This window comes from Stenotrophomonas sp. YJH_SMC_119 (genome assembly GCF_059368315.1).
On record NZ_JCAFRP010000005.1, the window covers coordinates 288,591 to 301,019 of the forward strand.

Annotated in this window: 14 protein-coding genes and 1 tRNA gene; 1 reads left to right on the plus strand and 14 read right to left on the minus strand. The window is 66.6% G+C overall.

The genetic code is table 11. The features are described from left to right. Positions 1-16: 16 nt before the first annotated feature. The 14 genes from AC5P6S_RS10635 to AC5P6S_RS10700 all read right to left on the minus strand — a co-directional run bounded on the left by AC5P6S_RS10635 (position 17) and on the right by AC5P6S_RS10700 (position 11,476). Positions 17-91: transfer RNA gene (locus tag AC5P6S_RS10635), tRNA-Val, on the minus strand. 111 nt (positions 92-202) lie between these two features. Beyond that, positions 203-556, minus strand: a complete 354-nt coding sequence (locus tag AC5P6S_RS10640; RefSeq protein ID WP_005412452.1) for a PilZ domain-containing protein — start codon at positions 554-556, stop codon at positions 203-205. Continuing rightward, complete coding sequence (locus AC5P6S_RS10645) at positions 553-1,509, minus strand: DNA polymerase III subunit delta' (RefSeq protein WP_012479293.1); 957 nt, start codon at positions 1,507-1,509, stop codon at positions 553-555. Before AC5P6S_RS10645 ends, AC5P6S_RS10640 begins: the two co-directional genes overlap by 4 nt. Further along, positions 1,506-2,171: a dTMP kinase gene (gene tmk / locus AC5P6S_RS10650; RefSeq protein ID WP_005412450.1), complete on the minus strand. Its 666-nt coding sequence runs from the start codon at positions 2,169-2,171 to the stop codon at positions 1,506-1,508. Before tmk ends, AC5P6S_RS10645 begins: the two co-directional genes overlap by 4 nt. Continuing rightward, positions 2,168-3,229, minus strand: coding sequence for an endolytic transglycosylase MltG (gene mltG / locus AC5P6S_RS10655; RefSeq protein ID WP_483723690.1), 1,062 nt, complete (start codon positions 3,227-3,229; stop codon positions 2,168-2,170). Before mltG ends, tmk begins: the two co-directional genes overlap by 4 nt. Positions 3,230-3,426: 197 nt before the next feature. Continuing rightward, complete coding sequence (locus AC5P6S_RS10660) at positions 3,427-4,791, minus strand: aminodeoxychorismate synthase component I (RefSeq protein WP_012479291.1); 1,365 nt, start codon at positions 4,789-4,791, stop codon at positions 3,427-3,429. A 214-nt stretch (positions 4,792-5,005) separates the two neighbouring features. Continuing rightward, positions 5,006-6,268 (minus strand): beta-ketoacyl-ACP synthase II, encoded by a 1,263-nt coding sequence (gene fabF, locus AC5P6S_RS10665; RefSeq protein ID WP_012479290.1) that lies wholly within the window; start codon positions 6,266-6,268, stop codon positions 5,006-5,008. 143 nt (positions 6,269-6,411) lie between these two features. Beyond that, a complete protein-coding gene (acpP, locus tag AC5P6S_RS10670) occupies positions 6,412-6,651 on the minus strand; it encodes an acyl carrier protein (protein WP_005408313.1) in 240 nt (79 codons plus the stop codon). A gap of 152 nt (positions 6,652-6,803) precedes the next feature. Then, positions 6,804-7,547 carry a 3-oxoacyl-ACP reductase FabG gene (gene fabG / locus AC5P6S_RS10675; RefSeq protein WP_012479289.1) on the minus strand — a complete coding sequence of 248 codons (744 nt, stop codon included), beginning with the start codon at positions 7,545-7,547 and terminating at the stop codon, positions 6,804-6,806. 82 nt (positions 7,548-7,629) lie between these two features. Beyond that, positions 7,630-8,574, minus strand: coding sequence for an ACP S-malonyltransferase (fabD, locus tag AC5P6S_RS10680; protein WP_049403325.1), 945 nt, complete (start codon positions 8,572-8,574; stop codon positions 7,630-7,632). Positions 8,575-8,734: 160 nt separating this feature from the next. Beyond that, complete coding sequence (locus tag AC5P6S_RS10685; protein ID WP_005408310.1) at positions 8,735-9,517, minus strand: BUD32 family EKC/KEOPS complex subunit; 783 nt, start codon at positions 9,515-9,517, stop codon at positions 8,735-8,737. A 78-nt stretch (positions 9,518-9,595) separates the two neighbouring features. Next, positions 9,596-10,573: a beta-ketoacyl-ACP synthase III gene (locus AC5P6S_RS10690; protein WP_005408309.1), complete on the minus strand. Its 978-nt coding sequence runs from the start codon at positions 10,571-10,573 to the stop codon at positions 9,596-9,598. A gap of 91 nt (positions 10,574-10,664) precedes the next feature. Beyond that, on the minus strand, positions 10,665-10,859 hold the full coding sequence (gene rpmF / locus AC5P6S_RS10695; protein ID WP_005408308.1) for a 50S ribosomal protein L32: 195 nt from the start codon (positions 10,857-10,859) through the stop codon (positions 10,665-10,667). Between the two features lie 107 nt (positions 10,860-10,966). Next, a complete protein-coding gene (locus AC5P6S_RS10700) occupies positions 10,967-11,476 on the minus strand; it encodes a YceD family protein (RefSeq protein WP_012479287.1) in 510 nt (169 codons plus the stop codon). Positions 11,477-11,589: 113 nt separating this feature from the next. On the opposite strand from AC5P6S_RS10700, the gene AC5P6S_RS10705 reads away from it, so the two are divergent. Beyond that, positions 11,590-12,159 carry a Maf family protein gene (locus AC5P6S_RS10705; protein WP_062606581.1) on the plus strand — a complete coding sequence of 190 codons (570 nt, stop codon included), beginning with the start codon at positions 11,590-11,592 and terminating at the stop codon, positions 12,157-12,159. The last annotated feature ends 270 nt before the right edge of the window (positions 12,160-12,429 follow it).

The window sequence follows — 12,429 nt, forward strand, 5'->3', positions numbered from 1 at the left end:
ACACACTGATTTTAAATGGTGGGCGGTACAGGGATCGAACCTGTGACCCTTGCCGTGTGAAGGCAATGCTCTACCGCTGAGCTAACCGCCCGGTGTGTTGCTGAGCCGCTCATTATAGGGGCTTTTCAGAGGCCGTCAACACTTTTTCACATTCGTGTTCACGGGCGTTTCGAGGCATGCAGCCGCATGGCCCGGCGCTACCTCACATCGTGTGGGTCGGCTTGTCCGAACCGGTCAGGCCGGCCAGCAGGGTCTCGATCTTGTGGCGTACGCCCTCGCCTTCTGCACCGTCGGCCAGCTGCACGCCGATGCCGGCGGTACGGTTGCCCTGCGCGCCGGCCGGGGTCACCCAGATCACCTTGCCGGCCACCGGCAGGCGCTCGCTGGAATCGGGCAGCGTCAGCAGCAGGAACACCTCGTCACCGAGGAAGTAACGCTTGGGCGTGGGCACGAAGATGCCGCCGTTCTTCACGAACGGCATGTACGCGCTGTACAGCGCGGCTTTGTCCTTCACGGCCAGGGACAGGATGCCCTGGCGGGCGTTGCTGGCACTCATCGATTTCCCCTTGCGGCAGGCCGCTCGTTCACCTTGTTCCAGGCCAGCAGCAACTCGACCACCGCAAGGTCTGCACGCACCGTGGTGCGCAGCAGGTCGCGGGTGCGGTTGGCCGCATCGAACCAGGCTGCAAGCTTGTGCAATCGCTCCGGCGTGGTCAAGGCATCGGTGCTGGCCTGGGCCAGCGCCAGGTCGGCGGCAAAGCGCAGGCGCAGCGCCGCGTTGTCGTCACCACACCACTTCTGCGCCAGCTCCACCGCGCCGGTCTTGCCGGCGGCCAGCTGTTCCAGATCTCGACCGACTTCGCGGCGCAGGCTCAGGCCGTCTTCGCGCAGCCAGTTGTCGGCCTGGCCGGGATGGCCGCGGGCGGCCTCCAGCGCTTCGCGCGCCGATGCTTCGCTGTGGCCCTGCTGCTGCAGCCAGGCCAGCGCTTCGTGCTGCGGCGGCAGCTTGAATTCCAGGCGCTGGCAACGGCTGCGGATGGTCTGCGGCAGGCGCGCCGGGTCGCTGCTGATCAGCCACAGGTAGCGGCCGGGCTGCGGCTCTTCCAGCGTCTTCAGCAGCGCGTTGGCCGCCGAGCGGTTGATCGCATCGGCCGGGTCCACGATCACCACCTGCGCCACGCCGTACTGCGGGGTCAGCGCCAGCTTGTCGGTGATCTCGCGCACCTGCTCGATGACGATCTCGGTGCGCAGCTTGTCGCCGCTCTTGTTTGGAATGAAGCTGACCAGCTGCAGGTCCGGATGGGTACCGGCGGTGATCAGCTGGCGCGTGCGCGTGGCATGCGCGGCATCACCGCGCGCCAGCACGTGGTCGGCCAATGCCAGCGCCACCTCACGCTTGCCCAGCCCGGCCGGCCCGCAGATCAGCAGGCCATGGCCGAGGCGACCGGCATCGAGCGCGGCCACGGTCTGGTCGAACGCGCGCTGCTGCCAGGGCGAAAACGTGCTCATGCGCCCTCCCCGTCCTGCAGCCAGCGCTCGACACGCGCGACCACATCGGCGGCCACGCGCGCCTGCTCCTGGCCGGCGTCGATCAACGCGAAGCGCTGCGGGTCCTGCTGTGCGCGGCTGCGGAACACTTCGCGCACGCGCTGGAAGAAATCATCCTGTTCGCTCTCGATGCGGTCCGGCCACAGGTCACGGCCATTGGCGCGTGCCCGGCCGACGGCCACGTCCACGTCCAGCAGCAGGGTCAGGCCCGGCAGCAGGCCCACCGCGCGGCGCTCCAGATCGGCAATCCACTGCGGGTCGAGGCCACGGCCACCGCCCTGGTAGGCATAGCTGGAATCGGTGAAACGATCGCTCAGCACATAGGCACCGCGCTGCAGCGCCGGCTGGATCACCTGGCGCACATGCTGCGCGCGCGCGGCGAACACCAGCAACAGCTCGGCTTCGGCGCTGAGCGGTTCGGCGGCGATCTCGGCATCGGGCTTCAGCACCAGGCCGCGGATGCGCTCGGCCAGCGGCGTACCGCCCGGCTCGCGGGTCAGTACCACCTCATGACCGTGGCTGCGCAGGCAGTCTCGGATGGCATTGATGGCGGTGGTCTTGCCCGCGCCCTCGCCGCCTTCCAGGCTGACGAAACGCGGGTGGCGAAGCAGCGCGGGACTCATTGCGCCGGGGTCTCCTGGGTACGTTGCTGGCGCAGCTGCTGCAGGTAGCGGGCGACTGCGGCGTTGTGCTGGTCCAGGCTGGGCGAGAACACGTGCGCGCCGCTGCCATCGCCCACCGCGACGAAGTACAGCGCGTCGCCCGCCGCGGGTTGCGCGGCCGCCATCAGCGCGTCGCGGCTGGGCATCGCGATCGGGGTCGGGGTCAGGCCGGCACGGGTATAGGTGTTGTACGGCGTATCGGTGGTCAGGTCGCGGCGGCGGATGTTGCCGTCATACGCGGTACCGAGGCCGTAGATCACGGTCGGGTCGGTCTGCAGGCGCATGCCGATCTTCAGGCGGCGCATGAACACGCCGGCAATCTGCGGGCGTTCGCTGGCCAGCGCGGTTTCCTTCTCGATGATCGAGGCCATCGTCAACAGCTCGTAGGGCGTGTTGATCGGCAGGTCCGGCGCGCGGCTTTCCCAGGCCTCGTCCAGCGCCTTTTCCATTGCGGCATGGGCGCGCTTGAGCACGTCCAGATCGCTGTCGCCACGCTGGTAGACATAGGTCTCCGGCAGGAAGCGGCCTTCCGGATGCTGGCCACCAAAACCGAGACGCTGCATCAGCGCGGCGTCATCGAGATTGTCGGTGGTGTGCAGCAGCGGCTCGGCGCGCTTGAGCGCGGCACGCAGCTGGCGGATGTTCCAACCCTCCACGATGGTGACGCGGTGCTGCAGCACCTTGCCGGCACGCATGCGCAGCAGCAGCTCGCGCGGGGTCAGGTCGCCACTGAGCGCGTACTCGCCCACCTTCAGCTTGCCGGCGGCATCAAGCTGACGCGCCAGCAGCTGCCACTGGGTGTCCTGGCCCTCGTCCACGCCGGCATCGCGCAGCTTGCGCAGCACGCTGTTCATGCCATCGCCGCTGGCGATGACCATGCTCTCGGCAGTCGGGGTGATCGGGGCATCGGCGAAACGCGTCTGCTGGTAGAAGAACCACGCGCCCACGCCGGCCACGACGGCGCCCAGCACCACCACCAGCGTTACCACGAACAGACACCCGCGCTTGGCTCCCGCCATGGACTACCTCTGAACTCGATTCCGTCGTGCAGGATACCGTGCCGGTGGATTGGGGTCATGACCGGGGCCACGCAGCCGTGCCGACCAACGGTCGGCACCCACCGGAACAACGGCACCCGCCGGTACCGGTAGTGCCGGCCGCTGGCCGGCAATCGCGTGGACCGCGGATGAATGAGGTTGCCGGCCAGCGGCCGGCACTACCCCTGCTGGCCCAGTGCGCGCAGCAGGCCGCGGGCCTTGGCGCGGGTCTCGTCCAGCTCCTTGTCCGGGTCCGAATCGACCACGATGCCGGCGCCGGTGCGGAAGCTCACCTCGTGGCCATCCACTTCGGCGGTACGGATCAGGATGTTCAGGTCCAGGTCGCCATCGCGGTTCAGCCAGCCGAACGCGCCGGTATAGGCGCCGCGCGGCACCTGCTCCAGCTCGCTGATGATCTGCATGCAGCGCACCTTCGGGCAGCCGGTGATGGTGCCACCCGGGAACGTGGCGGCGATCACCTCGCCGGGCGTGACCTCCGGGCGCAGATGGCCGCTGACGTTGCTGACGATGTGGTGCACGTGCGCGTAGCTCTCCACGGTCATCAGCTCATCGACCACCACGGTGCCCGGCAGGCAGATGCGGCCCAGGTCGTTGCGCTCCAGGTCGATCAGCATCACGTGCTCGGCGCGCTCCTTGGGGTGACCGACCAGTTCCTGGATGCGCGCGGCATCGTCGTCGCCTTCGAAGCGTGGACGGGTACCGGCAATCGGACGGGTCTGCGCATGGCCGGCGTGCACCGACACCAGCCGCTCCGGCGAGGAACTGACCACATGGCGGCCGTGCGCGCTGAACAGGCCGGCAAACGGCGCCGGGTTGGCACGACGCAGCTGTGCGTACAGCGCCTGCGGGCTGACCGGCGCAGCGAACTGCGCGTTCCAGCGCCGCGACAGGTTCACCTGGAACACGTCGCCGGCGCGCAGATACTCGATCACCCGGCGCACGCCATCGGTGAAACGCTGCGGCGCGTCCTCGCCGACCGCCTGCGGTGGCTGCCAGCCCTGCCCGGCTTCGGGCAGCGCGGCCGAGGCCAGTGCCACCAGCGCATCCAGCAATGCCTGCTCGCCGGCTTCGGCAATGACGAAGCTGGCCTCGTTGTGGTGGTCGTGCAGCACCGCGGCCGGGCAGCGCAGCGCCAGCGCGGTCGGGCGGCCATCCCCGCGAGCACGCGCCGGCAGCACCGGTTCGATCTGGCTGGCCACTTCGTAATCGAGCATCAACGCCCAGCCGCCGCGGAACGGCAGGCTGTGGCTGCCGTCATGCGACAGGCGCTCATGCTGCCAGGCGCGATCCAGTGCCTGCAGGAACGTGCCGGGCTGCACCAGGTCGTGCTGGTCGCGCACCTGGCCGTCGGCATCCAGCCGCAGGCCATCGCCCTGCGCGACCAGCAGCAGGCTCCAGCGGCCCTGGGCGGTGCCCGAGGCGGTGGATTCCATCAGCAGCGGGAAACGCGCCGGGTCGTGCTGCTGCAGGGCCAGCAGATCGATCGGGTGCGGCAGCGGGTGGATCAGCGGTGCGTGGGTCATGGCAGCCAGTTCGGGAGTTCAGATGCACGGAAGCCGCCTTGCGGCGGCTCCGTGGTGCACGGCGTTGATCCGTTTGTCGGATTGCCGATGGGTAGAGTCGACTGTCAGTCGACTGCTTTCCCATCAACGATCACCGCGGCGGATCGAAAGGCAGTCGACTGACAGTCGACTCTACCAATGCGACGTCGAGCGTGGCGCGACGTCGCAACACCACTCAGACGCGCTTGAAGATCAGCGTGCCGTTGGTGCCGCCGAAGCCGAAGCCATTGGACATCACCACGTCCACCTTGGCCTGGCGTGCTTCGTTCGGCACGTAGTCCAGGTCGCAGCCTTCGCCCGGCTGTTCCAGGTTGATGGTCGGCGGAATGACGTTGTCCTGCAGTGCCATCACCGAGAAGATCGCTTCCACGCCGCCGGCAGCGCCCAGCAGGTGGCCGGTCATCGACTTGGTGGAACTGACCATCATCTTGTAGGCGTGGTCGCCGAAGGCGGTCTTCATCGCCATGGTCTCGCCCAGGTCGCCCAGCGGCGTGGAGGTGCCGTGCGCGTTGAGGTAACCCACCTGCTCCGGGGTCACGCCGGCGTCCTTCATGGCCATGACCATGCAGCGCGCGGCGCCTTCGCCGTTCTCGCTCGGTGCGGTCATGTGGTACGCGTCGGAGCTGGCGCCGAAGCCAGCCAGTTCGCAATAGATCTTCGCACCACGGGCCTTGGCGTGCTCGTACTCTTCCAGGATCAGGATGCCGGCGCCGTCGCCCAGCACGAAGCCGTCACGGTCCTTGTCCCACGGGCGCGAAGCCTGTTCCGGGGCATCGTTGCGGGTGCTCATGGCCTTCATCGCGCAGAAGCCGCCCAGCGCGGTCGGCGACGAGCCACGCTCGGCACCGCCGACCACCATCACGTCAGCATCGCCGTACTGGATCATGCGCATCGCGGTACCGATCGAGTGGTTCGAGGTCGCGCACGCCGAGACCGCCGAGAACGACGGACCCTTCAGGCCGGTGATGATGCTCAGCTGGCCCGGCAGCATGTTGATGATGGTCTTCGGTACGTAGAAGGGCGAGATCTTCTTGCCCTCGTGGAACTCGATGGTCTGCTCTTCGATGCCGAGCAGGCCGCCGATGCCGGCGCCGACGATGGCGCCGATGCGCTCGGCATTGGCGTCGGTGATCTCCAGGCCCGAATCATGCAGGGCCATGAACGAGGCACCGAGGCCGTAATGGATGAACGGGTCCATCTTCTTGGCATCCTTGCCGCTGACCCGGAACTTGCCGAACAGTTCATTGTCGGCGGTGATGTCGAATCCCTTGACCTCACCTGCAATCTTGGTGGTGAACCGATCCACGTAGGCATCAGCAACGTTGGTCAGCGGACCGATGCCCGAACGACCGTGGGTGATGCCTTCCCAGCTGCTGGCCAGATCATTGCCCAACGGCGAGACGATACCCAGGCCGGTTACGACGACGCGACGCTTCATTGCTGTTTCTCCTGACCCGGATGATTTCTACGGGTAACTCGGTTTGCTTCGATGTGATGCCCAAACACACGGGGCCGCAACAGCGGCCCCATGGGGTGCGGTGCGCGGCAAGGAAATACCTGCACGCGCACTGCCGTCTGACATCAGGCCTTGACGTGGGCCTTGACGTAGTCGATGGCGGCCTGCACGGTGCTGATCTTCTCGGCTTCTTCGTCCGGGATCTCGCACTCGAATTCTTCTTCCAGGGCCATCACCAGCTCGACGGTGTCCAGCGAGTCAGCGCCCAGGTCATCGACGAACGATGCGCTGTTGGTGACTTCTTCTTCCTTGACGCCAAGCTGTTCGACGACGATTTTCTTGACGCGTTCTTCGATGGTGCTCATGGGATCTCGCTCCAGATGGAGTTGTGGTTCAAAAGTGGTCGCCATCAAAGGCGATGGCCGTGGGATAGTGTAGTGGAAACCGGCGCGGCCTTGCATCGCAGCAAAAACCTCAGCAGATCAACCACTTGCGGCGCAATCCCTGCGCCCCTTGCTTACGGCATGTACATGCCACCGTTCACATGGAGGGTTTCGCCGGTGATGTAACCGGCAGCCGGGCTGGCCAGGAAGGCCACCGCATGGGCGATGTCCTCCGGCGAACCCAGGCGTTCGAGGGCGATGTCGTTGATCAGCGCGGCGCGCGCTTCTTCCGGCAACGCCTTGGTCATGTCGGTGTCGATGAAGCCGGGAGCAACCACATTGACGGTGACACCGCGCGAACCGATTTCCTTGGCCAGCGACTTGCTGAAGCCGATGATGCCGGCCTTGGCGGCCGCGTAGTTGGCCTGGCCGGCATTGCCGGTCACGCCCACCACCGATGCGATGTTGATGATGCGGCCCTTGCGTGCCTTCATCATGCCGCGCATCACCGCCTTGCTGGTGCGGAACACGCTGGTCAGGTTGGTGTCGATGATCGACGCCCAGTCCTCGTCCTTCATGCGCATCAGCAGGTTGTCGCGGGTGATGCCGGCATTGTTGACCAGGATCGAGATCGGGCCGAACTCCTTGGCGATGCCGTCCAGCACGCTGTCCAGCGCGGCAGCGTCGGTCACGTTCAGTGCACGGCCGTGGCCGCCGTGGGCGGCCAGGCGCTCACCAATCGCGGCAGCGCCGGATTCGGTGGTGGCGGTGCCGATGACGGTGGCGCCCTGGGCGGCCAGCAGATCGGCGATGGCGGCACCAATGCCACGGCTGGCGCCGGTGACCAGTGCGATTTCACCCTGCAGGGGCTTGCTCATGATGTTTTCCTCAGGCTGGGGCGGCCGCCGTACCCGTACCGCGTGCAGCGGCCACCGGTACGGTCGGCAGGAACAGGGGGAGTCAGGCCGACCATGCCTCGCGGGCGGCTTCGAAGTCGCCCGGGGTGGCCAGTGAACGGCCGTCGATGGCCTTGTCGATGCGCTTGACCAGGCCGGTCAGCACCTTGCCCGGGCCGCACTCGGCGATCCGGGTGATGCCGCGGCCGGCCAGCGCCTGCACGCACCCGGTCCACTGCACCGGCTGGTACAGCTGCTGGACCAGCGCGGTACGGATCGCGTCGATACCGTCATGCACCTGGGCATCCACGTTCTGCACCACCGGCAGCTGCGGTGCCTGCCAGGACAGGCCGGCCATCACTTCGGCCAGACGGTTGGCGGCTTCGCGCATCAGCGGGGTGTGCGAGGGCACGCTCACGGCCAGCTTGACGGCCTTGCGCACGCCCTTCCCGGCCAGCAGCGCCAGCGCGCGGTCAACCGCATCTGCGTCGCCGCCGATCACGATCTGGCCCGGCGAATTGAAGTTGGCCGGCACCACCACCTGGCTGCCCGCGGCTTCGGCGCAGACGTCCAGCACCAGCTGGTCTTCAGCACCGAGCACGGCGGCCATGGCGCCGACACCGGCCGGTGCGGCTTCCTGCATCAGCTGGCCGCGCAGGCGCACCAGGTGCGCACCGTCATGCAGGCTCAGCGCGCCAGCGGCGACCAGGGCGGTGTACTCGCCCAGGCTGTGGCCGGCCAGCACCGACGGGCGCGGACCGCCCACGGCGTTCCAGGCACGCCACACGCCGATGCTCGCGGCCAGCAGGGCCGGCTGGGTGTATTCGGTACGGTTGAGCATTTCCTCCGGGCCACCCTGGGACAGCGCCCACAGGTCGACGCCGGCACCATCGGATGCTTCGGTGAAGGCTTCACGCACCTGCGGGTGCAGTTCGGCCAGCTCGGCCACCATGCCCACAGACTGCGAGCCCTGGCCGGGGAAGACAAAAGCGAGGGTGGATACGGTCACGCGGTCATCCGCTTGTTGCAATCGAAGCGGGCCATGATAAGGGCGAATCCGCTGTGTCGTCTGTACGTGCGCGTATGCAGGCGTATGGAGCGCGGCCGGGCAAGCGCAACGGGGTCAGATCCCTTTTCCGCAGGAAAAGGGATCTGACCCCTGTCAGCCATCAGCAGAACAGCTGCAGCACGTCCAGGTCGCCGTCGGCGAGGAAGTCCACGCACAGGCCCACCAGCATCAGTACGCCCGCCGTGCTGGCGCCATGGGCGATGAAGATCGAATGCGCCAGCGCGCGCGCTGAACGGCCCAGCTTCATGCAGACCCGGGCCAGGCTGCGCAGGCGGCCGCTGACCGCGTGCACGTGTTCGCGCACAGGCGCCTGGGCCTCGCCCATCGCCTCGGCCATCATCGCCTGCAGCTGCTCGGGGCGGTCGGCGTAGTACTTGGCCACGCCGTAACCGAACATCAGCCAGTCGCGGGCCTGCGCTTCGGACAGATCCATCACTTCCAGCGGATCTTCCTCGAAGTCGATGAAGCCCACCTTCTGCCCATCCCAGGTGAGGTTGCGCGGCAGCGGCTGGCCGAAATAGGCGCCGCGCGCATGCGCTTCGGCGATGGCCTGCATGGCCGCCATCACCAGCCGGTCGCGGCCGGCCTCATCGGCCTGGCGCAGGCAGGTATTGAACGAGCTGCCGTTGTCACCGATCACCAGCGCGGCGTGGCCGCTGCCCAGCACGTCGGGCACGTTCACGCCTTGCGCCTGCAGTTCTCCCAGGCGACGGGCTTCGGTTTCTCGCGCGGCATCACCACCACGGTGCGGCGGTGGCCGCAGGGCGTCCAGATGGAAACGGCGGGCAACGAAATTGAGCAGGCCCAGGGCCACTGCGCGGCTTCCCTTGCCGTACTGCTTCAGCCAGGCGCGCTGCCCTTCGATGACGATGGGCTCAACCATGACGTGTACTCCTTTAAACGCGTTACGGCCCCAGAGGGGCCGTAACGACAAAACTTCACATTGTCGTAACTTGCACTATCAATAGCGCAGCAGGGCCGAACCCCACGTGAAGCCGCCGCCGAAGGCTTCCAGCAGCAGCAGCTGGCCGCGCTCGACGCGGCCCGAACGCACCGCGGCGTCCAGCGCCAGCGGCACCGAGCCGGACGAGGTGTTGCCGTGCTTGTCGACAGTCACCACCACCTGGTCCATCGACATGTCCAGGCGCTTGGCGGTGGCTTCGATGATGCGCAGGTTGGCCTGGTGCGGAATCAGCCAATCCAGGTCGGACTTGTCCAGGCCATTGGCAGCCAGGGTCTCGTCCACGACCGAGTCCAGCGCCTTGACGGCGTACTTGAACACGTCGTTGCCCTTCATGTTGATGGTGCCACCACCGTTGGCGCCGTCCTTGAAGCCGGTCGAGACGCCCACCGGGTTCCACAGCAGCTCCTTCTTGCTGCCGTCGGCATGCAGGTGGGTACTGAGGATGCCGGTTTCCTCGTCGGCCTTGAGCACGACGGCGCCGGCGCCATCGCCGAACAGCACGCAGGTGGTGCGATCGTTCCAGTCGACCATGCGGGTCAGCGTTTCGGTGCCGATCACCAGCACGTGCCTGCAGTCGCCGGAACGGATGAACTTGTCGGCCACGCCCAGCGCGAACACGAAGCCCGAGCAGGCGGCGTTGACGTCAAAGGCAGGGCACCCCGCAACACCGAGCTTGGCCTGGATCAGGCACGCGGTGGAGGGGAAAATGAGGTCGGGCGTGGTCGTACCGACCACGATCATGTCGAGCTGCGAAGCGTCGATACCGGCCGCTTCAAGTGCGCGCAACGCGGCCTGGTAGCCGAGGTCGCTGGTGGTTTCGCCTTCGGCCGCGATGTGCCGTTCACGAATTCCGGTGCGCGACTGGATCCACTCATCCGAGGTTTCGACCATTTTTTCCAGGTCGGCGTTGGTCAGGACTTTTTCCGGCAAATAGCTACCGGTGCCCGCGATCCTCGAATAGATCCGCTTGCTCATCATGTTTCCTGTTGCGCGGGCCGCCGATCACCGGCACGCCCGGGAAAGAAGGCAAAGGCCGCTGCCCGGGGGCAGCGGCCTTCCCGGCACATCAATCTTCTTCGACGGCCGAGGTCTTGGTCTGGATGACCTTCTTGCCGCGGTAGAAACCGTCGGCAGTGATGTGGTGACGCAGGTGCACTTCGCCGGTGGTCGGGTCGGTCGACAGCTGCTTGGCGCTCAGGGCGTCATGCGAACGGCGCTGGCCGCGGCGGGACGGGGTAACACGGGATTTCTGCACAGCCATGGGATTGCTCCAAACTCGGTTCGTTTTGCTTCGTCGTATCGTCGCGCAGGACGCCAGCGCCCAGCACACTTTCGCTTTCGCCGCAGCCGCCGACGACAATCCGGCTGCTATTGTTTCTTCAATGCCGCCAATGCCGCGAACGGATTGGCCTTCTTTGTTTCTTCTTCGCTCGGCGCCCAGTCCTTGTCGACTGCTTCACCGTCGGGCGACAGTGGAACCACCGGCACCGCCAGCACCAACTCGTCTTCGACCAGGTCCAGCGGACGCAGCTGGCCGTCTTCCGGCACCAGCAACGCCTCGTACTCCTCCGGCAGGGACGATTCCTCGTCCTCGTCGCGGATCAGGCCAAGCCTCTGGGTCACCTTCACCGGCAACAGGAATCGCTGCATGCTGCGCTGACAGGTCAGCGGCAACGCGGTGTCGATGGTCAGTTCCACATAGGATACCCGCAGGACTTCGTCGCGACCGAATTCAAGCGAGTAGGAACACTCGCCGTCGGTATCTGCGACCAGCCCCTGCAGGCGGGTCAATTCAGCCAGGGAAACCTGGCCGTCGAAGCGCCTTCGCGCTACGACCATCCGCCAAGCATCCAGCGATTCGGGCACGTTCGCGGACATAAGCCGCTGAATACTAAGGATCGGGGGGGCTGCTGTCAAATGCCCGCCATACAGCACTTGCTGCTGGCGCTGCGCACAGGCCAGACTGCCGCACCCTGCCCCGGTATTCTCGCATGTCACTGGTCCTGGCCTCCACCTCCCGCTACCGCCGCGAGTTGCTGCAGCGGCTGGGCCTGCCCTTCGACTGCGCGCGCCCGGAGGTGGATGAAACCCCGTTGAACGGTGAGACGCCGCTGGCCCTGGCAACGCGCCTGGCCACGGCCAAGGCAACCGAAGTCGGCGCCCGCCACCCCGGCGCCTGGGTGATCGGCTCGGACCAGGTGGCGGACCTGAACGGGCAGCCGCTGGGCAAACCGGGCACGGCCGAGGCGGCCTGCGCGCAGCTGGCGGCGATGTCCGGGCAGACAGTACGCTTCCATACCGCCATCAGTCTCACGCTAGACGGAGAATCATTCAGTGCCGTGGATCTGACCGAGGTCCGTTTCCGCGCGCTGGGCCAGGAGGAGATCGCACGCTACGTGGCCACCGAACAGCCGCTGGACTGTGCCGGCAGCTTCAAGTGCGAGGGTCTGGGCATCAGCCTGTTCGAAGCGATCGACAACCGCGACCCGACCGCGCTGATCGGCCTGCCGCTGATCGCGCTGTGCGGGTTGCTGCGCCAGGCAGGGTTCGCGGTGCCCTGAAGGCGGCACACTGACTGCCGGCACCGATCGCGGAAACAGGCCGGACATGGGCCGGGTAGGACCTGAGCCGGGTAGCGTCGACTGTCAGTCGACCATCACGCGCAGCGCGGGGTTCTGCCGGCGGCTGGAAGAGCAGTCGACTAACTGTGATCTCTCTGTACGTTGTTCATCCGGGACATCTTTGGAAAATGGTGGTTACCACACCTCTCCAGACCCCAAAGAGCCCGGATGAACCACCATAAAAATGCCCGTTTGACCGTCCATAGTCGA

Bases quoted from the DNA above. Each gene is read 5' to 3' on its own strand.
- AC5P6S_RS10640 (WP_005412452.1), bottom strand. From the start codon at position 556: ATGAGTGCCAGCAACGCCCGCCAGGGCATCCTGTCCCTGGCCGTGAAG.
- AC5P6S_RS10645 (WP_012479293.1), bottom strand. From the start codon at position 1,509: ATGAGCACGTTTTCGCCCTGGCAGCAGCGCGCGTTCGACCAGACCGTG.
- tmk (WP_005412450.1), bottom strand. From the start codon at position 2,171: ATGAGTCCCGCGCTGCTTCGCCACCCGCGTTTCGTCAGCCTGGAAGGC.
- mltG (WP_483723690.1), bottom strand. From the start codon at position 3,229: ATGGCGGGAGCCAAGCGCGGGTGTCTGTTCGTGGTAACGCTGGTGGTG.
- AC5P6S_RS10660 (WP_012479291.1), bottom strand. From the start codon at position 4,791: ATGACCCACGCACCGCTGATCCACCCGCTGCCGCACCCGATCGATCTG.
- fabF (WP_012479290.1), bottom strand. From the start codon at position 6,268: ATGAAGCGTCGCGTCGTCGTAACCGGCCTGGGTATCGTCTCGCCGTTG.
- acpP (WP_005408313.1), bottom strand. From the start codon at position 6,651: ATGAGCACCATCGAAGAACGCGTCAAGAAAATCGTCGTCGAACAGCTT.
- fabG (WP_012479289.1), bottom strand. From the start codon at position 7,547: ATGAGCAAGCCCCTGCAGGGTGAAATCGCACTGGTCACCGGCGCCAGC.
- AC5P6S_RS10685 (WP_005408310.1), bottom strand. From the start codon at position 9,517: ATGGTTGAGCCCATCGTCATCGAAGGGCAGCGCGCCTGGCTGAAGCAG.
- AC5P6S_RS10690 (WP_005408309.1), bottom strand. From the start codon at position 10,573: ATGAGCAAGCGGATCTATTCGAGGATCGCGGGCACCGGTAGCTATTTG.
- rpmF (WP_005408308.1), bottom strand. From the start codon at position 10,859: ATGGCTGTGCAGAAATCCCGTGTTACCCCGTCCCGCCGCGGCCAGCGC.
- AC5P6S_RS10700 (WP_012479287.1), bottom strand. From the start codon at position 11,476: ATGTCCGCGAACGTGCCCGAATCGCTGGATGCTTGGCGGATGGTCGTA.
- AC5P6S_RS10705 (WP_062606581.1), top strand. From the start codon at position 11,590: ATGTCACTGGTCCTGGCCTCCACCTCCCGCTACCGCCGCGAGTTGCTG.